The sequence below is a fragment of the Janthinobacterium svalbardense genome (assembly GCF_002327145.1).
GTDB classification, from domain to species: Bacteria; Pseudomonadota; Gammaproteobacteria; order Burkholderiales; family Burkholderiaceae_D; genus Janthinobacterium; species Janthinobacterium tructae.
The window spans coordinates 3,140,177-3,165,116 of the sequence record NZ_CP023422.1 but is presented as its reverse complement, the minus strand read 5'-3'; the positions used below and the strand labels follow the sequence as shown (position 1 = coordinate 3,165,116).

Annotated in this window: 16 protein-coding genes; 4 read left to right on the top strand and 12 right to left on the bottom strand. The window is 65.7% G+C overall.

All coding sequences use genetic code 11. The features are described from left to right. Positions 1–14: 14 nt before the first annotated feature. The 5 genes from CNX70_RS14145 to CNX70_RS14125 all read right to left on the bottom strand — a co-directional run bounded on the left by CNX70_RS14145 (position 15) and on the right by CNX70_RS14125 (position 15,797). Positions 15–728, bottom strand: coding sequence for an RNA polymerase sigma factor (locus tag CNX70_RS14145; RefSeq protein ID WP_096235194.1), 714 nt, complete (start codon positions 726–728; stop codon positions 15–17). Continuing rightward, on the bottom strand, positions 725–13,351 hold the full coding sequence (locus CNX70_RS14140; protein WP_096235193.1) for a filamentous hemagglutinin family protein: 12,627 nt from the start codon (positions 13,349–13,351) through the stop codon (positions 725–727). The genes CNX70_RS14145 and CNX70_RS14140 overlap by 4 nt, the downstream gene beginning before the upstream one ends. A gap of 144 nt (positions 13,352–13,495) precedes the next feature. After that, positions 13,496–14,476 (bottom strand): FecR family protein, encoded by a 981-nt coding sequence (locus CNX70_RS14135; protein WP_096235192.1) that lies wholly within the window; start codon positions 14,474–14,476, stop codon positions 13,496–13,498. A gap of 8 nt (positions 14,477–14,484) precedes the next feature. Further along, positions 14,485–15,060, bottom strand: a complete 576-nt coding sequence (locus CNX70_RS14130; protein ID WP_096235191.1) for an RNA polymerase sigma factor — start codon at positions 15,058–15,060, stop codon at positions 14,485–14,487. Then, complete coding sequence (locus tag CNX70_RS14125) at positions 15,057–15,797, bottom strand: hypothetical protein (protein WP_096235190.1); 741 nt, start codon at positions 15,795–15,797, stop codon at positions 15,057–15,059. The genes CNX70_RS14130 and CNX70_RS14125 overlap by 4 nt, the downstream gene beginning before the upstream one ends. Before the next feature lie 209 nt (positions 15,798–16,006). Here CNX70_RS14125 and CNX70_RS14120 point away from each other — a divergent pair, with 209 nt between their 5' ends. The 3 genes from CNX70_RS14120 to CNX70_RS14110 are packed head-to-tail and all read left to right on the top strand — an operon-like array spanning position 16,007 to position 18,857. Beyond that, positions 16,007–17,023 (top strand): M14 family zinc carboxypeptidase, encoded by a 1,017-nt coding sequence (locus tag CNX70_RS14120; protein ID WP_096235189.1) that lies wholly within the window; start codon positions 16,007–16,009, stop codon positions 17,021–17,023. Continuing rightward, positions 17,020–17,823, top strand: coding sequence for an alpha/beta fold hydrolase (locus tag CNX70_RS14115; protein ID WP_096235188.1), 804 nt, complete (start codon positions 17,020–17,022; stop codon positions 17,821–17,823). The genes CNX70_RS14120 and CNX70_RS14115 overlap by 4 nt, the downstream gene beginning before the upstream one ends. Further along, positions 17,814–18,857 carry a serine hydrolase domain-containing protein gene (locus CNX70_RS14110; protein WP_096235187.1) on the top strand — a complete coding sequence of 348 codons (1,044 nt, stop codon included), beginning with the start codon at positions 17,814–17,816 and terminating at the stop codon, positions 18,855–18,857. The genes CNX70_RS14115 and CNX70_RS14110 overlap by 10 nt, the downstream gene beginning before the upstream one ends. Before the next feature lie 3 nt (positions 18,858–18,860). On the opposite strand, the gene CNX70_RS14105 is transcribed toward CNX70_RS14110, so the two are convergent. Further along, complete coding sequence (locus tag CNX70_RS14105) at positions 18,861–19,991, bottom strand: YbfB/YjiJ family MFS transporter (protein WP_244198792.1); 1,131 nt, start codon at positions 19,989–19,991, stop codon at positions 18,861–18,863. Next, complete coding sequence (locus tag CNX70_RS14100) at positions 19,988–20,863, bottom strand: LysR family transcriptional regulator (RefSeq protein WP_096238460.1); 876 nt, start codon at positions 20,861–20,863, stop codon at positions 19,988–19,990. The genes CNX70_RS14105 and CNX70_RS14100 overlap by 4 nt, the downstream gene beginning before the upstream one ends. A gap of 87 nt (positions 20,864–20,950) precedes the next feature. Here CNX70_RS14100 and CNX70_RS14095 point away from each other — a divergent pair, with 87 nt between their 5' ends. Beyond that, positions 20,951–22,012: an NAD(P)H-dependent flavin oxidoreductase gene (locus tag CNX70_RS14095; protein ID WP_096235186.1), complete on the top strand. Its 1,062-nt coding sequence runs from the start codon at positions 20,951–20,953 to the stop codon at positions 22,010–22,012. Positions 22,013–22,143: 131 nt separating this feature from the next. Here CNX70_RS14095 and CNX70_RS28545 read toward each other — a convergent pair whose 3' ends face one another. The 5 genes from CNX70_RS28545 to CNX70_RS14075 all read right to left on the bottom strand — a co-directional run bounded on the left by CNX70_RS28545 (position 22,144) and on the right by CNX70_RS14075 (position 24,919). Next, positions 22,144–22,374, bottom strand: coding sequence for a hypothetical protein (locus CNX70_RS28545; RefSeq protein ID WP_167389661.1), 231 nt, complete (start codon positions 22,372–22,374; stop codon positions 22,144–22,146). Between the two features lie 113 nt (positions 22,375–22,487). Further along, positions 22,488–22,769 carry a hypothetical protein gene (locus CNX70_RS28205; RefSeq protein WP_157751018.1) on the bottom strand — a complete coding sequence of 94 codons (282 nt, stop codon included), beginning with the start codon at positions 22,767–22,769 and terminating at the stop codon, positions 22,488–22,490. Positions 22,770–22,971: 202 nt separating this feature from the next. After that, positions 22,972–23,496, bottom strand: coding sequence for a cold shock domain-containing protein (locus tag CNX70_RS29270; RefSeq protein WP_096235184.1), 525 nt, complete (start codon positions 23,494–23,496; stop codon positions 22,972–22,974). Positions 23,497–23,631: 135 nt separating this feature from the next. Further along, positions 23,632–23,931: an Imm32 family immunity protein gene (locus tag CNX70_RS29265; protein WP_157751017.1), complete on the bottom strand. Its 300-nt coding sequence runs from the start codon at positions 23,929–23,931 to the stop codon at positions 23,632–23,634. 469 nt (positions 23,932–24,400) lie between these two features. After that, positions 24,401–24,919 carry a DUF1579 domain-containing protein gene (locus CNX70_RS14075; RefSeq protein WP_096235182.1) on the bottom strand — a complete coding sequence of 173 codons (519 nt, stop codon included), beginning with the start codon at positions 24,917–24,919 and terminating at the stop codon, positions 24,401–24,403. Between the last annotated feature and the right edge of the window lie 21 nt (positions 24,920–24,940).

The window sequence follows — 24,940 nt, the reverse complement described above, 5'->3', positions numbered from 1 at the left end:
TGGCGACAGGAATGTTACGCGTCTGTACGCGAACGTACCTTCAGCCTCAGACTACGCCGGGTCGTGCCGGCGCCGCCCATCGCCGCGTGGCCCGTGTGGCGCGCGCAGTGGTCGAGCGCCTGGCGCAAGGCCGTATCGACATTGCGCAGCGACATGTCATGCCGCTCGGCCACCTCCTGGCGGGTCAGTTCGTCCACGCGCAGTGCTTCAAGCACTTGCTGGTGGCGCCGCGGCAGCAAGTCGACGGCTTGCGCCAGGCGGCGCACGTCCGCCTTCAGCTCGGCCAGGCGCTCCGGCCCCGCCGCCGTATCGGCCAGGAAATCGACCAGGCCGGCGCCGTCCCCATCGCCTTCGTCCGCATACAGCCAGGCGCGCTTGCGGCGCAGGCTGTCCATGGCCGCATTGCAGGCCACGCGGAACACATAGGCGACGGGGCTGTGCGCCAGCGCCGCGCCGCCCCATGCCGTCCACGCGCCCAGGCGCAGCCAGGCGTCGTGCAGGCTGTCGCTGGCCAGTTCGGCGCAACCCAGGTGGCGCGTCAGGCGCCGGTGCAAGCTCGCATAATTACTTTCCAACACCGATTGCAGCTGGGCGCCCTGCCCTGGCGCTGCAGCGGACAAGGGCGCCACGTCATTGGCCGCCTGCAAACGGGGCCGGATGGCGGGCCGGTACCACTGCATGCCCACGATGCGCAAGGGATCAACCGTACTCGCCAAGCGGGCCATCATGGCGACAACCTGCTGCGCTCTTGCGCCGTCAACTGGCGCGTGGCCGATTCCGGCAGCGGGCCCAGGCCCAGCACGCGCACGGCGCTGCGCGGGTTATAGTCGGCCGCCTCGATGCGTGCGCCGTCCTGCGGCATCGCTTGCGCGCTGTCGGGCGGCGCGTCGCTGCCAAAACCCAGCACGCGCACCGTAAACACCGATGGCTGCGCCGAACGGGTGGCGGCGCGTTCGCGCTGCACCACCTCCTGCGCCGCTGTCGTGGCCTGCGTGGCGGCCGCGCTGGCGTTGGTCATGGCAGCCACGTTGACGGACGCCACCGTCGGCATGCCCTTCGCTTCGCCCTTGACCTGGATATTCGCCGCGTTCATCACGGTCAGCGCAGCCAGGTTGACGTTGCCTGAGACGCGAATGCCCGCCTCGCCCGCGTCGATGGTGCCCAGCGGCGCCAGCAAGTCCACGTCGCCGGCCGGTACTTCCGCAATCGGCGCCAGGGTGGCGATGCCGGCGCCCGTGCTCGGCACGTCGGACGCCAGTGTCACGTTGCCCCAGTTGTCATACACGCGCTTGGGCGGCGTGTAGACGATGGTCGACTTCGAACCACGGCCCGCGTTGATGTCGCCTTGCGACGACCAGCCCAGGATATCGCCGCCAAACGTGGTCATGACGCGGCTCTGGCCCAGCAGGATGCTGCCGTGCGAGAACAGGTTGATATTCCCGCCGCCCTTGGTGATGACGCCCGAAGTCGACGGCGGCGCCTCGCCCTCGATGCCGAATACCTGCTTGCCGCCCGGCGTCAGCAGCGCGATATCGCCGCCGAAGTTGGTATGTACGTAGCCGCTGCGGGGCACGATGCGGTCGTCTCGTCCCGAGCTCGGGTTGTAAAGACCAAACGTGCCGCGGTACATGATGATGTCGCCCGCATAATTGATGGCCTTGGCGCTGGCGTCGGTGGCCGGCGCCAGGCGCGCGATGGCGTTGCGGCTGCGCAGGAAGCTGCCATAGCGCGAACTGTCCCAGTCGTTGTACTCGCGCCCGCCCGCCTTCAGTTCGGCAAAATACACCTTACGGGCAAACACGCGCTGCTGCGGCTCGGCCAAGGCGAGATAAAAGGCCAGCGCCTCGGTGGGCGTGCCCTTGAAGCCGTAGCGTTCGACTAGCCAGCTGGCCAGCTCGCTCTCGTACGATTTCACCACCTTGCCAGCCTGGTCGGCCAGTGGCACGCCCGTCTGCGCCACGTTGGACGAGTCCAGGTAGGGCTTGACGAAGCGCAGGTAATCGAGGCCGGCCGCGCCCACGCCCGCCTGCATGGCAATGCCGGCGCCCGCACGCTTGTCACCCGCCACGACGGGGCCGAGGCTGACGACGCTGCCCTTGTCCTGCATCAGGATATTGCGCCCGGCGCTGATGTCGAGCGTGCCGGGGCCGGCCACGTTGAAGGAGCTGTTCAGGATATCGCGCCCGGCCGAGACCACCGATACGTCATACGCATTGTTATGCACGAACAGAGTGCTGCTGTTGTTGAACATCATGTCGCCCTCGCTGCCACCCACGCCCTCCAGCTGCGCCGTGCCGCTGCTGACGATGTCGCGCCCCGCCTTCATCCAGACCGGTTGCGCACCCTCATACCAGGTGATGCCTGCATGCTTGGCGTCGTAGAATTCGACGATGCGACCGACGTTGACACCGAGCAAATCGCCCTTGACGGCATAGATACGGGCCGCCTGCGTGCCGCTGTTGCCAGGGCCGGCGGCCGAATCGGGACCGAAGGCGAACAGCGGGTATACGCCTTCCCTCGCCGGCGCCCCCGTGCTGGACAGATTGCTGGCCAGGGGACCTGTCAACCAAGAATTCGGGGTGAGGGCGAGATAGGCGGGCTTGAACGGCGTCGCCATGCTGTCCGCTGCCGCGCCGGATTGGCCGATCGTAAAACCGCCAGCATAGATGGAATCACCGGCCAGCCACTGCAGTTGAGCATTCGGCGAAGGCGCCAGCAGCAATGGTGCCGCATAGCTGTTGGCAGCATTGCTGTCCACAATCGTCTTGCCGTAGTACAGGCTACCATGCGCTGCGGCAACACGCACGATGGATGGGTAGATGGTGGCGAAGTCGGTTTCCGTGCCGACCGACGCCGTCAATGGCGTCAGATTACCGCCGGCGGAGAATAAGTCGAGCGCCGTGTGCGGCGTCCACAGGCTGAACCAGCTGTTGCCGATAGCCAGTTCGCCAGATGGCGCAAGCGCCGAGGTCGGGTTGACCATCAGTACGCGGCCGGGGTCGGCCACATCTTGCAGCACCTGGTCGCCCAGAGTCGCTACGCTGAACGTGGCATCGCCAGGCACCAGGGTCATGCCGCCCTGCGGCGTGGCGCGCGTGGCCGTAAAGGCATCGTAGGCGCGTGTTTCTTTGGGCGCGTGATCGGTACTTTGTGTGCCATATTGCAGCTTCAGGCTGCCCAGCTGTGCGGCCGACGTTTCGGCATGGCCGCGCAAGTCGACCAGAGCGCCATTCATGTGGCCAGCATACGGCATGCCTGCCGGGTTGATGGCGCCGCCCACGCGCAGGTCCAGGTCGCCGCCACCCGTCAACAGCATGCTGCCATCGGCATGCACGCGGCCCGTACTGCCCACGGCCAGCAGCAAGCCCTGCGAACGGGTATTGATATTGCCGTCATAACTGCTGCCCTGCGCCAACGCCAGCGCACCGGCGTCGCCCGCCACGTCGGCGCGCAGATTGCCGCCACCCAGGGTACCGAAACCCGTAAAGCCCAGGACGTCGTCGGCCAGGGTGCTGCGGCCCACATAGGTGCCGAAATTGACCCACCAGGCCACCGGCTGTGCCAGGCCACCGACGGCGAGACCACCGCTGCCCTGGCGCCACAGCCAGTTGCCCACGGCCGTGCTGTCGTAGCCCGCGTCCGCAGTGACGGGACGCAAATTGGTCGCGGCACTGCGGGCCAATAGCGAACCGCTCAGATCACCGTCGACCTTCAGCAGCAGGTTGCCGCCCTGGTCGGGGTACCAGGCGCGGTAGATGCTGCCGGCGCCGCCATCGACCAGGTGTTCATGCTCGCCGTCCGGATTGTTCAAAACCTTGCCGTCGGCATTGCGCGCCCGTGCCTGGTTGAACGGGTCGCCTGGCAATGTCGCCGTGGACGACATGCCGGCCGTGTACACGCCATACAGGCTGTCCATGCGCAAGTCGCCGCCGCTGACCAGGTCCAAATCGCCCGTGCCCGTGCGCAGCACGCTGTAGCGCAAGCTGGACGCCTTGTAGTCAAACGTGGGACTGGAGGTGCCGCACCAGGTGGGATACTCTTCGCACAACGTTGGCCAGCCTATGGCCACGGGGTCGAGCAGGTCGCCCGCCTTCACGCCGGGGTCGGCAAACTCTTCCGCGCCGACCTTGGTCCACACATAGGCCACCTTCAGCACGCACATGGTCGGATCGCCAGCACAAAAGTCCACGATATTGGTACCGAAGTTGCTGAGGAACTCGTCGGTGATGATTTCACCCGCCACAATGCCGTCGATGCCCAGATCCGCAGCCGCCTGACTCCAGTATTGCACGCCCTTCGGCGGCACCAGCAAGCCATACATGCCGTAATGGCTGTCGGCCAGACGCAGGGTGCCATGCTCGGGATGCGCCTGCACGCTGCGCGTGTCGGCTGCATCGAGGTCGGCGCCGGCCACCAGGCGCATGCCCCACGCTTGCGAGCCCTCGGCCAGCATGGGCGCGATGGCCCACAGCTTGCCCTGGCTGCCCGCCACTTCCGGACGCAGTTCGATAGCCGCCACATTGGCCATCAGCTTGACGTCGGTTCCGGACGGGATCAATGAGCCCACGGCCAGCGCCAGGTTGCCGTTCAGCGCGAATACCGAGCGTTCGCCCGCCACGCCAGGCAAGGGCACGCCCTTGGGCCAGGTCATGGCGCTCACTTTCACCGTTTGCTTGAGCACGCTGCCTGCGTCAAGGCGCATGCCGGCGTCCAAGGTTTGCGCCGTGGCCAGCAGGCTACCGGCCGCGTGGACGATATGGCCGGCGCTGTCACGCACGGCGGCCGCCAGCACCGTGCTGGCCGGCAATGTCGTGGCCTGGTCCAGGGTCACGGCCACGGGCAGGCGCGTATTGGCGAGCAGATTGAAGCCCTTGAGGGGCAAATCGTAATTGAGCGCGATACCGCCCGGGAACAGCGTGCCATCGGCAACAGTCACGCCCTTGCCCGGCACGATGATGTCGCTGCCATTGATATCGCGTCCCGGCAGCAAGATCCAGCCTTTGTCATCCTTGGTGGCCGGTGGCGGCGCGAAGCCGTCATTGATGCTGCCGTAGATACTCAGGTCGCCGCCGGCGCGCAGCAGCAGGCTGCCCACCTCGCCCGAACCGCGCACATTTGTCGCTTGAAAGCGCGGATTCAGGCTCGCATAGCGCATGTTTGAGAGGTCCAGGTCGCCCTGCACCACCAGGTCGCCGTCTGGCGTCTTGCTGACGATATCGACGCCGGGACGCAGGTGCAGCGCATCGGCATACGCGGCCGTGGCCAAGCCCGCCAGCTTGCCGTTGCGCAAGTTCGTGTTGGCCAGCGCCGCATCGATGAAGGCCGTGCTGTCCGCATGCTTGCTGTCAAGATAGGCCTGGTTGATCACCTGGTACGGCCGGCCGCTGGCCGACAGGTCCGTGGCATAGGCCGCGTCGTCGTAGCGCTGCATGGCGTTGACGGCGATCGATTTCGCGCCGCGTATCGTCAAGCCGCCACCGGCCGCGATGGCAATATCGCCAAAGGTGGCTGCGTCTGCGTCCGTGCGGGCGCCGCCGCTGCCCAGGCGCGGCGCGCTCAGTTCCAGCGTGCCGCGCGCGGCGCCGTCGTGTTCGCCCTTGCCCTTGCCGGCCACGGCCGCCGTGCCGTGGCGCAGGTCGATCTGCGCACCGCCGGCCAGATCCAAGGTGCCCTCGCCCGAATTCAGTTCCACCATGGCGCGGTTCGGGCTGTCGATGATCTTGCCATAGCTGTCGACGCGCAAGAGCGTGCCATGCGCGTCGAGCACGGCGTTGCCGGCCAAAGTGAGGCCATGCTTGCCGGCCAGGCGGATGCTGCCCACGCGCTCGCCGCTGGCATCGATCACGCCAGCGACGGCCAGGCGGCCGTTGTCGACGGACACCTGTACTTCGCCCGCCTTGAGTTCATTGCCTATCGTCAAGTCGCCCTGTTTCAGCTGGAAACTGCGCCCGCCCGTCACGCCGCCTTGCGTCAGGCGCGTGTTCAGCGCAGCGAACTGGCTATCCAGGGAGCCGCCCGCGCCCAGGGTTTGCGCGCGCACGTCCACGCTGCCCTTCTTGTACGGCACCACGGTACCGCCCGCGTCGTAGCTGCCGCTGGCGCCGCCGAGGATCTTGCCCTGCAAGTCCACCATGCCGGCCGCGCCATCGAGCGCCACGGCCTTCAGGCTGCCGGCGCGGTTGTTCTCGGCCGACAGGTCGATCACGCTGCCGCTAGCTGCGCGGATATCGCCGGCGCGGCTGTCCAGGGTCACATCGCCGCCCCAGCTGTATTTATCCACGTCAAAGAAGGTGCTCTTGCGGCCCGCCATGTCGATGCGCGCGCCGTCAGCCAGGCTGATGTCGTGCTGCGCGCCGATCGTCAGCTTGCCGCTTGGCAACACCACGGCCGTCGCCACAGTCACGCTGTCGCCGTTCAACGTCAGCTGGGCACCCAGCCCATCGTTCTTTTTGACGGCAGCCGCTGGCGCCGCGCCGGCCGGCGCCGCTACCTTCAGCGCGCCACCCGCCGTGTAGCTGTGCGCGGAACCGGCGTCGCCCGTCAGCAGCGGCGTGCTGATAGTGAGGTTGCCGCCGCTGACCTGGTAGCCCTTGCCCGTTTCATAGGCGCCCTGTGCCTGGTAGACGGACAGGCTGCCCTTGTGGTTGGCCGTGACCTGGCCCGACGCTTTCAGGTTGACGTTGGCAAAACCCAGCGCCAGGCGGTCGAACGACGCGACGCCGGCCGGCTGCGTGAACGGGCCGAAGCCGAAATCGATGCGTTCCGCTTCCAGATTCAGGGTGCCGCTGCCCGTGCCGGCGCCATGCGCAATGATATTGCCGGCTGGCGACAGCGCGCCGCCCCAGATCAGGTTGGCCGTGCGGATGGTGGCCACCGTGCCGGCCTCGCCCTGGCCATACATGGCGGGCGTGGTCAGCACCAGGCGTTCCAGCGTCGATTTGCCGCTGGTCTTGTCGTAGGTGTCGAGCACCACGTCGCCATAGAAATTGACGCCGTCTGCCGCACTCAGCATCAGCGCCCGCAGCGCCGGTGCGCCCGTGCTGGTATCGCCACGCAGCAGGCGGTCCAGCACGCCCTGGTTCAGGGCCAGGCCGCTGGAACGCGTGCCGCTGGCCTGGGCCGCCGCCAGCGCTTCGCTGCTGCCCATGTTGATGGCGCCCACGGACAGGCTCAGGTTGCGCGTGCCGTAGCGCGCCGTGTCGTCCAGTTCAAACCTGCCATTGGTCGACAGCAGCAAGGTGCCTTCCGAGTACAGGCTCGCTGTACCCGTGCCTGTACCGGCGCAAGCGTTGTCGCACGCGCCGATGCGGATGCCGCCACGCGCCGAACCGCCGACCGGCGCCACATTCATCAAGCCGTTCGAGGCGGCCAGCACGTGCATGTCCGGGCGGGTCTTGTAGATGAAGCCGTCGTTGGCGTCATACGCGGCCTTGCCGCGGCCCAGGGTGCTGATGCCAGCGCCAGGCGCGATATCGATCAAGCCATCGCCAAAATTATAATTGCTAGGGTCCTGGGCCACCAGGAACACCTCGGGCGCCGACAGGATGGCCCCGGCGCGCAGGTAGATGGCACGCGCCGAGTTGACGTCAAAGTTCACGTAGTTGCCGCCCTGGCCGTATGTCACCGTGGGCGTGTTGCCGACCACGATGCGGGCCGCGCCGATACTGTTCAGGCTCGATGCGCGCACGCTGACCAGCCCGGTGCCGCTGCTGGCCGGCGCAGCATCGGCGAGGATTTCAATCTCGCCGTTGGAGCTATTGCTCGACCCCAGCATCACGGTGCCGCCGTAGCCGCCTTCGGCTGCGGCGAACTTGCCGGTGCCCCGGAACTGGAATGTGTCCAGGCCGCCATCTTGCGCCAGGGTCAGCTTGAGCGTTTTCGCATCGGACGGCAGCATGGCACGGGGAATGCCGCGCGTTTGCGCATCGGCCAGGGCGAAGGCGGCATAGCCTGTTTCGTTGTACTGGGAATAGGTGCGCAAGACCTTGGCCGGCGTGAGTATCAGCTGGCTGGCCAGCGGTGCGCGGATGTCCGTGCCGGCAATCGACAGGGTGCCGGGCGCGGCCCAGGAACCGTTGCGCAGCTGCTGCGCCAGGGTGTCTGCGCTGCCCTGGCCCGCCAGGCCGTTCAGTTCCACGCGAAAGGCGCCCGGCAGCAAGGCATAGGTCGAGGGCATCAAGGTGTAGGTGCCGGCGGGCAAGCCCGGCACGCCATTGCCTATCGTCACCTGCCGGCCCACGGCCGCATCGGATGCCGCCTTGTCGCCGCCCGAAGGCGATTGCGGCGCCTGCACGCCCGGCACGATGGCGTACACAGGGTTGGTCGCCAGGCCCGGCAAGACAAAACCACCGTTCGCGCCCACCTGCGCCAAAGGATGGTAGCGCGCGTCGGTGGAGCCGCCGCGGCCGGCGATGAAACCGGCACCCGTCAGTTCACCGCCGCCGGACAGGTCGAGCAGCGCGCCCGGCTGTACGTCCACGGCCACGCCGGCCATTTGCACGCCGATGCGCAGCAGGCCGCCCTGCCCACTGAAACCGCCCACGCCCAGGAGGGCGGCCGGCTTGCCATCTACATTCCAGGCCTGTCCATCGACGGTGCCGCCATACGGCATGACCAGGCCGGCGCCGCTGACGGAGGTGATACTGTTGGCCAGCAGATTGACGCTCAGGCTCTTGTCATTGTCATAGCCGGCCACGCCGATCGACAGGCGGCCAAGCGGCGCGCGCACCACGCCACCCTGCTCGATATGCGCAGCGCCCAGCTCCAGTGAGCCGAAGGCGGAATACGGCATGGCCGGCACGCTGTCGGTCGTGCGTGCAATGGTCAGGCGGTGCGCGGGATCGTAGCCAAACTTACCGTCGATCAAGCCATAACCGGCGCGCACGGCGGCGCCAGCGCCCGTTTCAGGATACAGCTGGGCCGCACTGAGGGTCATGTCGCCCGGCGAAGAGAGTACTGTCGTGGGCTGGTTGCCATCCCAGCCCAGCGGGGACAGCAGGAAGCGCAGGTCGCCTCGGCTGCTCAGGCGCACGTCGTCGGCGACGATATTGACCAGGCCGCGCACGTCGATCAGGTCGCCCGCCATGCTGATCTGGCTGGCGACCGGCGATGCTCCCGCACTGCCTGGCGTGACATAGAAATCGCGCCCGGCAGGCTTGATGCTGGCCAGGCGCACATACGGCGCCGCCACGCTGACCCGCGCGTCGGGCGAACTGCCGGGCGACAGCATAGGCGCACCGTACAGCTGGAAGCTCTGCTGCATCTTCAGCGACACGTCGCCCTCGAAGGAGGCGGCGCCGAGCAGGGCCAGATTGGCGAAACCGCCCGCGTCCACCTGCTCAACGGAGAGGCGGCCATGGCCATACTGCAGCACTTTCTCCCCATCTTGCGCAGTCACATCGGCGGCCAGGTCGCTGGCGACCTGCTGCTGCGTCAACCTCAGCTGGCGTCCCTGCAGCACCCTGGCCGTGGCCAGGGTTTTCTTGTATTCGGGCGAGCCCGTAGCCACGGACAGGCTGCCGCCCGCCGCGCCCGCGCCGCCCGCCCTGGCCAGCAGCTGGCCATCGAGGTACAAGCCATTGTTCGACGCCAGCGCGATGCTGCCGCCCGCGCTGGCCACGTCGACCGCCGCGCCGTTCACACCGTTCACGTCCAGCACGGCGTGCGCGCCGGAAGCGTCGAGCACGGCACCATCGCGCACGACGACGAACAGGCTGGCCGCCGAAGTACTGCCCTGCGCATGGTTGATCTCGCCGCCGACGACGATGCTGCCGCCATCGACCACCTTGCCGTAGCGCCGGCCCTGCACGTCGGTGGCCGTGACGGCGCGCGACGCCACGTCCAGCACGGCATTCTCACCGATCCAGATGGAACGGCCATGGCCGGCCGCTTCCGCGGCCTCGGAAACATTCACGTCGACACCCACGCCGCCCAGGCTGATCTTGCCGCCCCAGGCGTTCAGGCGCCCTTCCACCGTCAGCTGGCCCACGCTGGACAGTTTGATGGCCTGGCCGGGATCAACACTCACCACGGCACCCTTGCCGATCAATAGCTCGGCAGTGGCCATGTCGGCCGCACCGGACTGGACATCGCCCACCTGCAAAGCCAGGCTGGCACCCTTGCGCTGCGTCAAGGTGCCCTTCAATGCGTTTTCCGTGTATTGCTCTGGCGTCCACAGCGCCAGTTTTTCATTGTCCACCACGCGCAGCACGGGCATGCGCACGTCGACCTGCGTGCCGTCCGCTACCGTCAAGCCCTGCTTGCCGAGCAAGCCGTAGCTGGAAAAACCCTTGTCGAAGAAGTCAGCACCCAGCTGCAGGGTGCCTGACCCGGGTTTTTCAATGTTGCCAATCGCGATCTTGTTCGCCTGCAATTCCAGCTTGCCGCCGCCGGCCACGCCGTGGCCGCGCACTTGCGCACCTTCGCCCAGCAGCAGATCGGCCTGATCGCCATAGCTGGCCAGGGTCACGTTGCCGCCCTTGCCGCCCTGCTGTTTTGCCTGCGACAGGATGGCTGCGCCCGAACTGACGTCGATCAGGCTGCCATTGCCGATGCGCACGTCGCCAAACGCGCGCAGGGACACGCTGCCGCCATTGATATATGGCAGGCCGGCGGCGGCCAGCGGGTCGCGCAGCACATTGGCCAGCAAGCCGCTAGTGTCCAGGCTCACGCCATCGGCCAGCAGCAGCTTGCCTGCGGGTCCGCCCGGATTGACCAAGGTGTCGTTCATCCCCAGCGCGCCGATCTGGTTCAGCACGTTGCCAGCCATGATGCTGCCGCCATGGCTGCGCAGGCTGCTATTGATGGCCACGTCCTTGCCAAACAGGGTGATACTGCCGCCGTCGGCCACCTGCAGCGCGCTGTCGACCGTGATCGATCCTTTCGCCGCGAGGCGGATGGCACCCAGCTGTTGTTCGTTCAGCAAGGTGGTGTCGAGCAGCAGCTTGCCCTGGCGCTCTGATGCCAGCGCGCCTGTCACGTCGAGGCCGGCGGCGATGCCGTCCTGCACGCGCGTCAGGCGCACTTCGTCCATGACGGCCGACAGCGCATGCTGCAGCACACCCGTGCGCTTGTCGAACATGGGCTGATACTGCCCGACGATCAGCTGGCCCCGCTGCGCGGCCGCCAGCTGCGACTGCTGGTAGCCGTCGAGCAGGGCCTGTGGCGCCTGCGTCTGGCGCTCGCCCTGGAAGACCTCGCCCGCGATGCCCCCCTCCAGTACGGCCGACCCCGTGGCGATGACCAGCTTGCCCGCGTCGCGGCCCACCGTGTAGCCGTTTTCCAGGCGCTGTTGCGCGGCGATCAAGGGATTGGCGTAAAACGCGCTGGCATCCTTGCCCCAGCGCGCGTGTTCTTCCTCGTAACCCTTGTACACGCCCGCATACGCCAGGTCGGCGGGCGCGCTGCCCGCCTCATACAGCTTGCCGTCCGCGCCCTTCAGCCAGGTCTGGCGCAGCGCGCCCGTCTGCACGTCCAGCGTGCCGCCCGACAGGTTGATGCTGGAGCCAAGCTGCGTGACGACATCCTTGCCGCCGAAGCTGACCGTGCCGCCCTGCGCCATCCATTCGCTGACGGAATGGCCCTGCGTGCCCAGGTAACCGGCCACTTCCAGCAAGCCGCCGGCCGTGTACCAGCGGTCGCTGTCGTAGCCGTTCGTGCCCTTCGGCACCAGCACCAGCTTGCGGCGGTCCACCCAGATATTGTTGTTGATCAAGGCCTTGCCATCGCGGTTGACGGGCGCATCGCGCTGCTCGTTGCCCTGCACATTGATGTCGACATTGTTCGCCGCCATGGCCACCTTCACGCCCACGGCGCCGGAGACGTCAAGCTGGGCGCCGTCGCGCACGAGGCTGCGGCTGGCCGCGTTGACGGCGATCTGGCCGCCCGTGGCCAGGGTCAGCGAATCGCCGAGAAATTCCACCGTGCCGGCGCTGCCGATCTCGATGCGCGACTGATCGCGGCGGTCGTTCACGGCGAGGATGTTTTCCGTGGACGTCACGACCGGGCTGCGCATGGCGTCGCGCTGGCTGTCGAGCGCCGTGGTCTTGCCGTCGTCCTCGACCAGGATGGCCGAGGTGGCGCCGCTTCCCACGGTGACGGCCGCGTCGCTGCCGAGCGCATTCAGGTGGATCGTGCCACGCGTGGCCGTCGTGGTGGAAGCGAGCAGCACGCCGTCCTGCTGCACCGTGCGACCGGCCAGGGTGATATCGCCTTCGCGCGCCTGGATCAGGCCCGTGTTGACGACCTTGCCCGCCGTGCTGCCGGCCGCGAACTGCGGCGTGACTTCGCTGCCGCGCGTGCTCGACAGCGGATTGCCATCCGTGCCCACGCCTTTTTTAATGGTAAAGCTGTCGCCGGCGGCCAGCAGGGCCTGGCCCTTGGGCGTGCTGATCTCGCCCGCATTGTGGACTTCCTTGCCCAACAGCATCACGTAACCGCCGCCTTCCGTGCTGCCCTTGGGCGCATTGCTGGCGATGCGCGCGCCTGCCTGCACCTGCACCTTGCCGGCCGCATCGGTCAACGTCGTGGCGCCGGCCGTGCCGGGGCTGTAGATGCCATCCTTCTGGAATTGCGCGTCACCGATGCGGGCCGCGGCCGCCACCAGGCTGCGCGTGTCGACCTGGCTGGTGCCGGTAAACACGATGCCGTTGCGGTTGACCAGCAGCAGCGTACCGTCGGCCTTGATCTGGCCCTGGATCTGGCTGGGACGCGCTTGCGGATCGTTGACCCGGTTCAGCACGGCCCAATCCTTCTGCTGCTGGAAGGTCAGGGTCGTGTCCTTGCCCACGTTAAACGTTTCCCAGTTCAGGATGGCCTTGTCCGCTGTCTGCTGCACCACCACGGCCGTCTTGCCGTTCGCCACGGTCTGCACGGGCGCCTGGGCATTGAGCCAGCCGGCCGTCAGGCTGTTGGTGTCGACCTGCAAGCCGCCTTGCGCCAGGCCATCTGGCACACTGGCGCCGCCAGCGGCCGCCTGGCGCGCCTGCGCCTGCGCCGCTTGCTGCGCGGCGATGGCGCGCGCGGCCAGGTTCAGGTTGTTGAGCGAGCGCTGCAACTGCTGGTTCGCCTGCTGTTGCTGACCCTCGGGCCGGCTGCCCAGCGGCAGCGGCTGGCCATTCGGCAGGCGGCCCGAGCTGGCCGCCGTGTTCTGCGCCGCGCCCTTGGCCGCGAACCAGCCGCCGCTGAACGCCTGCTGCGCGCGCGCCGGCGTGGTGAAAGCGCCTGCCATCAGCATCGTGGTCAGTGCGTAAGCGAGCGGCGTGAGCCGCAAGCGGCTGCCCAGCGTGGAGGACCGCTGCGCGCCCGTGTCAATGTTTGGGACTGGGCGCTGGGCAGTGTGAAGCTTGGTCATGGCAATGGTTTCCTGGCTAGAGAGTAGGGAACGGAGCCTGGCGGTAGCGCAGGCGTCCATGCCTCCATGACGTAGCTGGGCGGCGGAAGGGATAATACTTTTGAAGAAATAATATGAAAAAGTTGCGTGGAAGCCGACGCAGCATCAACTGAGCAGCACAATGCCGCCAGGCAGGCTGGTCATTTGTGCCCCCGTCAGGTCGCGTATCATCGCCAGCGCGCCATCCATCTGGCTGATGGAAAAGCGCATGCGCACCAGGCGACGGCCCAGCTCGGCATTGCGCAGCAGCACCCGGCCGGGACGGTAGCGGTTGATTTCATCGACCACCTCGGCCAGCGGCTTGCCGACAAACGACAGCGCGCCCGTGCGCCAGGCGCTGGCCTCGCCCGCCTGCGCGGCCGTGGCCGCCTGCACGCCCCGCTCGTCGTACACCAGTTGCTGCCCGGCATCGAGGGTCTGGCGCCGCTGCTGCCAGACGACTTCCACGGCGCCCGCCAGGCAGGTGACGCAAACGGCGTCGTCCGTGTGGCGCACATTGAAGCGGGCCGACTGCGCCAGCAAGCGCCCCGCCCCCGCCAGCACCGACACGGGCTGGCGCGCGCCGCTGGCGAGGATTTCCGCCTCGCCGCCCAGCAGTTCGATCGACTCGGGGGCGCGCACATTGATGCGCGTCTGCGTATTCATTTGCACCGACATCTGCTGCGACAGGGCCACTTGCCGCTGCTCGCCCGTGCCAGTGCGGAAGTCGGCGCTCAGCTCCTGCAGCGACGGCCAGGCGCCCAGCGGCGGACGCAGGGCCAGCACGGCCAGGCCGGCCGCCAGCGCGCCGCCGAGAAAGGCACGCCGTCCCGGCCTGAGGGGAAACGCCAGCACGTTCGCCCGCTGCGGCGCGGCGGCGGCGCGGGTCAAGGCGGGATCGAGCGCCTGCCACAGCTGTTGCAGTTCGCGCCAGGCGCGCGCATGCTCGGGGCTGCGCGCGCACCAGGCGCGCAAGGCGTTGGCGTCGGCCTGCGTGAAATCGTCGGAACGCAGGCGCACCCACCAGGCAGCGGCTTGCTGGCCGATGGCAGTATCGCTGTCGGCACTAGTAAAAGGGGCGCGTGGATCGCGGTCAGGAGCAGTCATCAGATTCATCAATATTTACGGCGGCCCGACACATCGCTGCGCTGGGCGGCATCGGCGTCGGCCATGCACGTTTTACAGTGTTGCATGGCGGCCTGCAATTCTTTCTTCACCATCGCCACGGAAATGCCGAAGCGTTCGGCAATGTCCGCGTTGAGCATGCCGTCGATGCGCGCCGCCGTCAGGATGGCGCGGCGGCGCGGCGACAGGCCCGCCAGCGCCACGTCGAGCGCCTGCACATCGAGCCGCGCCGCGACGATGCGCGCCGGGTCGCTGATGTCGTCGCCGGCCTCGTCGGCCATGTGCATCAGCTCTTCGCGTTCGCGTTCGGTGACGATGATGCGGTCGCGGCGGTAGGCATCGGTGGCGATATTGGCCGCCATGCGCAGCAGATAGGCGTCGGGATTGTGGACGGGCGCGGCGGCGGGGCCAGGCGCCACCATCGCTTCGAGGCGCAGCCAGGTTTCCTGCAGCGCATCGGCCGCATTGTGCTTGCAGCCGACCACCCTTTCGAGGCGCCAGCGCAACACGGCGTAGCGCGAACTGAGGTGGCGTTTCAGCTTGGTGCGCAGGTCGGGCAGGCTCATGGCGCGTTTCTACCCGGCGCGCCGGGGGCGCAATCGGCTTCGCTGCCCGGCCCTTGCGGCAGCAGCAGGATGGAGACGGGCTGCGGCATCGACGGCGAGGGCCCCGCGCCCACTCGCATGCCCAGCACCAGGCGCGCGATGGCCGTGTCGCGCGCGCGCAGTCCCGTGCTGTCGAGCAGGTGCACGCGGTCCACCACGCCGGCGCGGTCCAGAGTCAGCTGCAGCGCCAGGCGGTAGCCGCCGGGACGCGTCTGCGCCGCGCGGCACAACAGCCCCAGCAGCACATGCTGCAGGCGGCTCACATAGGCCGCATGGTCGCCGCCGCCCTGCCTGGCGCCGGGAATGTCGGCGGCGGCCACCACGGCGGCCGGCGGCAGGTCCGCTGCAGTCGCTGAGGCGTTCGCCGGGGCGTACACGATGACGGCTTGCGCGTCGGACAGGCGCGATTGCAGCCCAGTGCCCTCCAGCAAGGCTTGCAGGGCCGCGCCGGCCGCATACGCGCCGCGCACGGCAGCCGACTGGCGCTGCGTGTAGCGCTGGTCCATCAGTACGGCGATGCCCGTGCGGCGGCTGTACAGGTCGAGCGCATCGCCGAGGTTTTGCGCGGCGATATCGAACTGCAGCACGGGGCCCTCGGCCGGTTGCGCCCGCACGGGTCCCAGCGCAGTCAGGAAACCCAGCAGTACCAGGTATCCCGCCAGCGCAAGCACATGCACGGATGCCGGGCTGCCTGTCATATCGCTATCGTGTCGCTATCGTGTGAGGGTGGAACTGCGTGAAATCGGGGCATTGCCAAGTAACAATTCTTGCGTCAACTGCAATAGCCTACACAGCAAACATGACGGCTTCGTGACATGCTTGCCATGCATATATTTCGCCAGGCGGGACGTCTGCTGTGGCAGCTATTTCGGCTACACTGGCTGTCACTTTCCCTTTCAGACGCCTGATGATCGAAAAGAATCTGCCCGAGCTGGTCATGCTGAAGCGCCTCATCGACGAGGGCGGCAGCCACCTGGAAGTGGCCGCGCCCTGCAGCATCGCCATGGATGGGCGCGAATTTCCCGTGTACACGATTGCCATGGGCAATCCGAGTCCCGACGTGCCCGTGCTGGGCTTTTTCGGCGGCATCCACGGCCTCGAACGCATCGGCACGCAAGTGCTGCTCTCCTTTTTGGAAAGCCTGATCGCGCGCCTGCGCTGGGACGCCACCCTGCACCAGCAGCTGGAAAGCATGCGCCTGGTGTTCATGCCGCTGGTTAATCCGGGCGGCATGTGGCAAGCCTCGCGCTGCAATCCGCAGGGCGTGGACCTGATGCGCAACGCGCCGCTGAGCGCGCGTGAAAAAGTACCGTTCATGCTGGGCGGACAGCGCTACAGCGCCCGCCTACCCTGGTACCGGGGCGCGTCAGACGCGCCGATGGAGCTGGAAAGCCAGGCCGTGTGCGACCTCGTCGAGCACGAACTGCTGTCGCGCCAGTTCAGCATCGCCCTCGATTGCCATTCCGGTTTCGGCTTGCGCGACCGCATCTGGTTTCCCCATGCGCATACCAAGGTGCCGATCGAACACCTGGCCGAGATCGGCGCGCTGGAAGAGCTGTTCAGCCAGAGCTACCCCAACCACAACTATGTGTTCGAGCCGCAAAGCCGGCAATACCGCACGCATGGCGACCTGTGGGACTATCTGTACCTGAACGGCACCAGCTACAGCGGGCGCGTGTTCCTGCCGCTGACCCTGGAGATGGGCTCGTGGCTGTGGGTCAAGAAAAACCCGCGCCAGCTGTTCAACCGGGTCAGCATCTTCAATCCCACGGCCGCGCACCGCTTGCAGCGCGTGCTGCGGCGGCACCTGGTGTGGTTCGATTTCCTCATGCGCGCCGCCAGCAGCCACGGCCGCTGGATGCCGGAAGGCTTGCTGCGCAAGGCGCAGCGCCGGCGCGCCCTGGCGCAATGGTACGAATCATGACGCCGCCCACCTGGATTTTATTGCGCGGCCTGATGCGCGAACAGCGCCATTGGGGCACCTTTCCCGCCACCCTGGCGCGCGCCCTGCCCGGCGCCCATGTCGTCACGCCCGACTTGCCCGGCAATGGCACGCGCCACGCGCAGGACAGCGCCACCCGCGTGGCCGCCATGGTGGAAGACTGTCGCGCAGACTTGCTGGCGCGCGGCATCGCAGCACCGTACCACCTGCTGGCCCTGTCCTTGGGCGGCATGGTGGCCGTCGAATGGGCCAGTCGCTACCCGCAGGAAATCGCCCGCTGCGTACTGATCAACACCAGCATGCGGCCGTTCAATCCGTTTTACCGGCGCCTGCGCTGGCAAAACTACGGCGCCCTGCTGCGACAATTGATCTTTGGCGACCCGCGCAGCCAGGAAAGTCTGATCCTGCGTCTGACCAGCCAGCGGCATGCTGGCGGCAACCCGGCCCTGCTGGCCGACTGGCTCAGCTACCAGCAGCAATACCCGGTCAGCCGGCGCAACGCGCTGCGCCAGCTGCTGTCGGCCGCCCGCTATCGCGCGCCTGACAGCCGCCCCGCCATGCCCGTGCTGGTGATGGCCGGCGCGCAAGACCAACTGGTCGAGCACCGCTGCTCGCAGCAACTGGCGCGCGCCTGGCAAGCGGACTGCCTGATCCACCGCGACGCGGGCCATGACTTGCCGCTGGACGAGGGGGAATGGGTGGCGCAGTCGGTGGCGCGCTGGCTGGGGGCAGAAGTTACAGACCGTGACAGGACAGACACAGCACAATCATCATGCAAATAAGCAACCATACAGACCAACTGACAGCGCTGGTAGAGGCCGGCGTGCACCAACACATTTTTCCAGGCGCGGCCTGGGCCGTGGGCAGCATCGGCCACGGCGTGGCGGGCGCGGCCGGGCGGCTCACGCCCGAGCCTGGCAGTGCGGCGATGCAGGTCGACACCTTGTTCGACATCGCTTCGTTGACCAAGATCATCAGCGTCTGGTCACTGACGGGCTGGCTGGTGCGCCGCAATCGCCTGCACCTGGACAGCCGCCTGGCCGACGTGCTGCCCGGCACCCAGGGCTATGCGCTGGCACCCGTCACGATTTTCCAGCTGCTGACGCACACGGCCGGCTTGCCGCTGCGCGCCCGCCTGCGCGCCAGCTATGGCGAGGTGTACGACGATATCGTGCGCGGCGTGCTGCGCGAGCCGCTGGAAGGCATACCGGGCCAGGCTGTCGACTACACGGACCGCGCGGCCCTGATACTCGGCCTGGTCATCGAGCGGCTGCTGGGAATGCCCCTGGACCATGTGCTTGAAGAACACATTTTGCGACCACTGGGCATGGCCGCCACGCGCTACGGCCCGCTGGCGCCACGGCACGACCAACTGGTCGCACCAACCGAATACTGCGAGCAGGCGGGCGCCCACCTTGCTGGCGTGACGCATGATTTCTCGACCCGGCTGCTGGGCGGCGTGTGCGGCATTTCCGGGCTGTTTTCCAATGTGCCCGATCTGCAACGCTTCCTGCATGAAATGCTGGCGCCAGGCCTGCACGGCGATGTGCTGGACGCCGACTGGGTGCGCGCCTCGCTGACGCTGCAGACGGGCATGCTGACGCCATCGCGCGGCCTGTTCTGGCACCCGGCGGCAGGTACCGGGCCGCAAGATGACGTCTGGTGTCACCTGGGCTTCACCGGCACGGCCATGTGGCTCAGCCCCCGGCGCGGCCGCTATGCGGTGCTGCTGACGAACAAGCTGTACTACACGCGCGATTTCACCAGGATCAACGCGCTGCGGGGCGACTTCATGCGCTGCGCCTTCGGTCTCTGAGTCTTACAGCCGCAAGCTAATAACGATGGCCAGCAGCAGCGCGCCGGCCGCCGCCAATAGCGCGCTATTAAAACTGTGCGACTGCGCATACAGGCTGCCGGCCAGCACGGGGCCGATGATCTGGCCCACGCCATACACCACCGTCATGATAGCCATCATGTTGGTCCCTGCCTTGACGGTGGCCCGTTGCGCGGCCGGCATGGCGATGGTCACGGTGCCGACAAAGGTACCGCCGACGAGGATGGCGCTGAGCAAGTAACCGGCGGCCGAGGGCGCCAGCACGGGCAAGGCCACGCCCAGCGCCTGCAGCAGCAAATTTAACCGCAGTGTCCGGCGCGTGCCCAGGCGCTCGTGCAGCCGGTGCCACAGAAAGCACGACGGCGCCGCGCCCAGGCCGAACACGGCCCACACGTGGGCAGAATTGAGCCCGGGCAAGGCCGTGCCCACCAGCACGGGCAAGTAAGTTGCCGTGACGATGTAGCCCAGCCCTGCCAGTCCATAGATCAGCACCAGCGGCCAGGGCGCCACGGGTGCCAAGGTCGATGCAGCGGCGTGCGCCGGTGCAGCCAGGGTTTCCTGGCCACTGGCGGCAATGGCAGGCGCGGCCGCCAGCCCCAGCAGTACGGTGACGCCGGCCAGCAGCAGCCACATGCCAGCGCTGTGCCAGCCCAGCCAGGCCGCCAGCACCAGCAATTCGGCCGACACGGCAATGCCTGCGCCCACGCCCGCGTACAGCAGCGGCGCGCCGCGCGCATGCCGGCGCTGTTCCAGCAGCCACAGCGAGGCAGCCACCATGGCCAGCGCGCTGAATACGCCCGCCACGCCCCGCACCGTCACGATGAGCCAGACGGGCATAGTCAAGGCCAGCACGCCCAGGCACAGCGCCGTACCGGCCACCGACCACAGGCACAGCCGGTGCGCGCTGTGGGCTCGTGCGCGCATGGCCAGGATGGCGCCCAGCAAATAACCGGCATAGTTGGCCGAGGCGGTCAGGCTGCCGTCGTGCAGAGTCAGCACGCCTTCCTTGACCATGTGCGGGTAGATGGCCGTGAAGGCGAAGCGGCCGAAGCCCATGCCGATGGCGAGGATGGCCGCCGCAGCCATGGCCGCGCGCAGCCTGCCGGCCGCGCTCACGGCGCCACCTGGCCCAGTTGCGCCAGCAAATGCTGGAACGCAGGCACGTCGAATCCGGTGCGCCACACCAGCAAGGTGTCGGCTTGCCCAACCGACAGTGTTTTCAGGGTGGCCGGCGCGTCCGACAGCGCCAGCACACTGGCCGGCAACAAGGTCACGCAGGCGCCGGCCGCCACGCAGGCGATCATGGTGTGATACGAAGTCATTTCCTGCACCCGCCACTGCGTGCTGCCGGCCACGCCCAGCACCTCTTCGGCGATAGCGCGGTAGGTGCAGCCCTGCGGGAAGGCCGCCAGCGAGCGCGTGCGCACGTCTGCGGCGCGGCGCACCGGCCCTTCGCTGGCCGGCAGCAGCAAACACAGTTCTTCGCGCCATACGGCGGTCGATGCCAGGCCAAGTTCCTCCAGCGCGGCGGCGCCGCCGAAGGCTGGCGGCAAGGCCACGAAAGCACAGTCGAGTAAACCCGTGCGCACCTGCTCGATCAGGGGGCGCGACGGCCCCGTGCTCAGCGCCAGCCGCGTCGCCGGATAGCGGGCGTGATACGCGGCCAGCAGCGCCGGCAAGCGGCTGGCCGCCGTGCTTTCCATGCTGCCGACGCGCAGGGTGCCGCCCTCGCGCCCGCCCGTGACGACGTGGCGGGCTTCTTCCGCCAGCGCCAGCAAGCGCTGCGCATACTCGAGAAAGCGCTCGCCCGCCGCCGTCAGGGCCATGCGTTTATTCGTGCGCACGAACAATTCAGCGCCGATATCGGCTTCCAGTTGCTGGATGCGCGTGGTGACGCTGGACGGCGCGCGGCCCAGCCGCGCTGCGGCCTGCGTGACGCTCAGCTCACTGGCCACGGCACAAAAAATCGTCAAGGACTGCATCTCCATCATGTTCTTTCTTTTGGAATGATTGTGCTAGTATATTCTCAAAATAAGAATTTAATGCAGCCTCCTCAACTTGATGAAGGAAACATCATGACTTCAATCCAGCGCTTCCTCGACCGCCTCGGCTTACAATTGCCCATCATCCAGGCACCGATGGCGGGCGTCTCCACGCCGCGCTTGGCCGCCGCCGTATCGCATGCGGGCGGCCTGGGTTCGCTGGGCATCGGCGCCGGCAGCGTGGCGCAGGCGCGCCAGATGATCGCCGACACGCGCGCGCTGACGGACAAGCCCTTCAATATCAATGTGTTCTGCCATGCGCCGGCAGTGAGGGATGCGCGGCGCGAGGCGGCTTGGCTGGCGCATCTGGCGCCCCTGTTTGCGCAGCTGGGCGCGGCCGTGCCAGTACAGCTCGATGAGATTTACCAAACGTTTCTCGGTGATGAGGAAGCGTTTGCCCTGCTGCTGGAACAGCGCCCTGCCGTCGTCAGCTTTCATTTCGGTTTGCCAACGGTGCAACAGATCGCCGCCCTGCGCCAGGCCGGCATCTACACCATGGCCACGGCCACCAATCTGCGCGAGGCGATGCTGATCGAACAGGCGGGGGTCGACGCCATCGTGGCGCAGGGCGTGGAAGCGGGCGGGCATCGCGGCGTCTTCGACCCGCAAGCGCCGGACGAGCGCCACAGCACGTCAGTACTGCTGCGCCTGCTGGCGGGCCGCACAACGCTACCCCTGATCGCCGCCGGCGGCATCATGGATGGAGCAGGCATCCGCGCCGCGCTGGACCTGGGCGCCGCAGCGGCCCAGTTGGGCACGGCGTTCGTGCTATGCCCGGAATCGTCGGCCAATGCCAGCTACCGCGCCAACCTGAAAAGCGAACGGGCGGCCACCACCCGCCTGACGAGCGTGCTCTCGGGCCGCCTGGCGCGCGGCATGGTAAACCGTTTGATCGAGCATGGCGAAGCGCCGGGCAGCCCGCCGCCGGCCGACTACCCCGTCGCCTACGATGCCGCAAAACAATTGAACGCGGCAGCTAGCCAGCACGGCGACAGCGAATTTGCCGCGCAATGGGCCGGTCAAGGGGCGCCGCTGGCGCGGGAAATGGGCGCGGAGGAATTGGTGTTGACCTTGGCCAGGGAAATGGCTGCTTGATGTCTGGATGCCGCTGACATGGGACGCCGCCATGAACACCTATGTTACAGGCCGTATGCCATCGAAAGATAGAGAGGTGGCTTGACGCTGCGACTGCAGTGGAGTGTCCGCTTTCGCCCCGAAGCGGACTGTCAAAGGGGGTGTTCAGGCTCTCCAAACACCGTGCTTTCAATCCAAACTCGCTCGCCCGGGTGATGCTCCTCGATAGTCGCCAGTGCACCCTGAATTGTCGCGTGTTCGGCATCCGTGAGGGAGTAATTGAAACGAGTGACATTGCCGCGCTCAAGCTTCTCAAATTCTGCTTCTGACAATACATCCGCGCTGCACCATACAGGAGTCTTGGTTGCCTCTGATGAATCCAAGATTTCTCGCAAACCTCGCGGGGTTAGTGCTAGGTACACCATGTCATCCTCGGTTTTGGGTTCATAAAAGCATAGCTGCCGCAAGGTCTGCTCTTGGCCGGATGCGGCCGCGATTAGGTGCAGGAGAAAACAACGGTGGCCTTTGGATAGTTCCCTAAAATGTACGGCCCCGGATTCTCTGTTGTCGATACTAACTTCAGTGTTTTGTTCAGACTTGCACACTTTGTATTCGCCTCAGCAATCGCTTCTGCCAAAAGCGGTTCACGACCGCTGGGAAATGCCCCAGCTTGACGAGACACCACAAAAGTATCGTTGCCAGCTGCCATAGAACCTGTGCTGGAAGTAGCGCAACCAACGAGCGATAACGCAGCAAGCAGCGAGAAAGCAATGTACATTCATTTCTCCAAATTTCCAAAGACGACATTATTACTCAAAGTTTGCCTTGTTCAGAGGCGGTTCATGGCCGTTCTCGGCCGGTCGCGCCAGCATAGCATGTTGCTGTTACGAAAACATCATGGTCTACCCCGACACGCCGTTGTCGCCCCAGCGAGGACGTACTAGAGATAAACGGTTGAAATTGACGTTGCCGTTTGAGTCTTAGTTGCACAATTGCTGCTCGCACGGAATTCCATCGCGATCACCATCCATGTTGGGAACTTTGCATCGTTCTTGGTGAAACAGCGCCTCAGCGCAAGATGTCATCTTCGAACACGAATTCTTCCCTGATCCGCACTGAAATTCTGGATGCGACCTAAGCGCATCTCTAGCTGAAACGATTTTGTATACGCTTGCAGAGATTGTGCTGTTCGGGTTTGAGAACCGAACATAGCCAACATAACCAAACATAAGCAGAAGCGCCAAGCCGCCTAATACAAATGAGAATGCACCTGTAAAACTTTGCTTGGATGGCGTACTGCCAATGAGATCAGCAGCTACGGCCTGTAGTCGGCCTTTGTCGTCTCGTCGAATTTCATAAGTTACCAAGCTCCCCAAAAGTGGCCGACCTCGATTCTTGCGAAATGCAGATACGTGCACGAACGTCCGAGAACTCGCCCCGTTTTGCACTATGAAACCAAAACCACGTTCATCGTTCCACTCGATGACTTTTCCTTGAAGTCGCATGTTTCTATGAGTCCTAACTGTAGCGGCTCGCGTTTGAAAACGGGGGACGTCCGCTGTTGGCCGGTTGCCGACGTTGCTCGGTTACGCCCCAAAGCAGACCTTGCTTCCGCTAACGCGAGATGTGGTTGATTCGGACTAAAGGTGGTGGTGTTTCTTCCACTCCGGGCTCCAGGCGTAAATCTCGACGTGGTGCACCGTCTGGTGCCCATGTGCGCGCTCGGAGGCAAGCATAGATGTGCTTAGCTCAAAACCGGCCCACTCAGGCGATCGGAGGTGCTCGTGATCCGAGGTGTCCCGGTCGAGCTTGGCAAGCAGGACGTCTAACCGAGCACGGAGTGCCAGCAGTCCCTCTTTGTCGGCGTGAACTGTCACTGTATCGCCACTACCTGCCGAGGTAACACTCAGTAGATAATTTGGTGGTTCGATCTCTGTCATTCCAACACCTCAGCAAGTCAGTAATGATGTCCGCTTCTGGCCGGTAGCGGCACCAGAGCATAGCGGATTGCTAAGCAGAAAAACTCACAAATTGTCACGCTGCCGCGAATGACCGCTTGTGGCCGGTTACAGCCTATCCAAAAACTCTTGTGTGCCAGTACATCTGCGTAGATGCAAACCATGCTTCGTTCCTGGCGTTTCTAAATTGGGCAAGCTGATTCATGGGAATCTGGTATCGAGAAAAGAGCGCCACCAAGTCTCTTAGAGACGCTTGACTCAAGTTCAATGATTTCACCACAAGTGTATCTTGCTCCCATCGGACGATGCCCGGAATTTGCATAGCCCACTCGAATAAATGCCGCTCGTCAAGTTGAGAGCCGAAGGAAACGCCAGAACAATCGAGTCGAACCATTAATACTTACCTTATTTCTGAGTGGCGGCTCTTGGCCGCCTGCCGCCGTTGACAATCTCAGCTTTGAAGGCTAATGGGTGCCATTTCCTGTCCGACGCGCACAAAATCCATAGTCCAGTTCGTTTCCCATATTCTTCCCTGGTCCTTGGAAAAAGCCTGCTCCCAACGAGGATTTTCCCCAGGTGTGGCAGTCCAGGTAAAGCGCACTTTTATTGCTTGGCCATCGAGTATGTCATCTGCAAAAAATACGCCGATGTGATTGGAGAATTTTCCAACGACAGGGACATCTAGCGTTGTCGGCTTGCGTGCATCGAGCCACCAGATCGACCAGGTTTCGGATGTTATACAAAACGAGCGCAGTGCAAGGGCGCGGAAGCTACCTTCGGGGAAGTAGAGAACGTTGTCCTCCAGGTTGCCAAAGCCACCCAGTGTTTTGACAGTCGAAGAGAGCCCGTCAAACTCCGTCCACTCCTTGCAATGCGTGAATCTGGAGTTGAGCCGTCGATGTTTGACCAGCCAATCTCCGATGATGAAATCAAAGTCCCGGGGAGCGTTTTTCTCAGCTGGCAAGTGCATTGACGGTTTCCTGGATTTAAT

Excerpts from the sequence above, each read along its gene's own strand:
- CNX70_RS14145 (WP_096235194.1), bottom strand. The coding sequence starts at position 728 with ATGATGGCCCGCTTGGCGAGTACGGTTGATCCCTTGCGCATCGTGGGC.
- CNX70_RS14140 (WP_096235193.1), bottom strand. The coding sequence starts at position 13,351 with ATGACCAAGCTTCACACTGCCCAGCGCCCAGTCCCAAACATTGACACG.
- CNX70_RS14135 (WP_096235192.1), bottom strand. The coding sequence starts at position 14,476 with ATGACTGCTCCTGACCGCGATCCACGCGCCCCTTTTACTAGTGCCGAC.
- CNX70_RS14130 (WP_096235191.1), bottom strand. The coding sequence starts at position 15,060 with ATGAGCCTGCCCGACCTGCGCACCAAGCTGAAACGCCACCTCAGTTCG.
- CNX70_RS14125 (WP_096235190.1), bottom strand. The coding sequence starts at position 15,797 with ATGACAGGCAGCCCGGCATCCGTGCATGTGCTTGCGCTGGCGGGATAC.
- CNX70_RS14120 (WP_096235189.1), top strand. The coding sequence starts at position 16,007 with ATGATCGAAAAGAATCTGCCCGAGCTGGTCATGCTGAAGCGCCTCATC.
- CNX70_RS14115 (WP_096235188.1), top strand. The coding sequence starts at position 17,020 with ATGACGCCGCCCACCTGGATTTTATTGCGCGGCCTGATGCGCGAACAG.
- CNX70_RS14110 (WP_096235187.1), top strand. The coding sequence starts at position 17,814 with ATGCAAATAAGCAACCATACAGACCAACTGACAGCGCTGGTAGAGGCC.
- CNX70_RS14100 (WP_096238460.1), bottom strand. The coding sequence starts at position 20,863 with ATGGAGATGCAGTCCTTGACGATTTTTTGTGCCGTGGCCAGTGAGCTG.
- CNX70_RS14095 (WP_096235186.1), top strand. The coding sequence starts at position 20,951 with ATGACTTCAATCCAGCGCTTCCTCGACCGCCTCGGCTTACAATTGCCC.
- CNX70_RS28205 (WP_157751018.1), bottom strand. The coding sequence starts at position 22,769 with ATGTACATTGCTTTCTCGCTGCTTGCTGCGTTATCGCTCGTTGGTTGC.
- CNX70_RS29270 (WP_096235184.1), bottom strand. The coding sequence starts at position 23,496 with ATGCGACTTCAAGGAAAAGTCATCGAGTGGAACGATGAACGTGGTTTT.
- CNX70_RS29265 (WP_157751017.1), bottom strand. The coding sequence starts at position 23,931 with ATGACAGAGATCGAACCACCAAATTATCTACTGAGTGTTACCTCGGCA.
- CNX70_RS14075 (WP_096235182.1), bottom strand. The coding sequence starts at position 24,919 with ATGCACTTGCCAGCTGAGAAAAACGCTCCCCGGGACTTTGATTTCATC.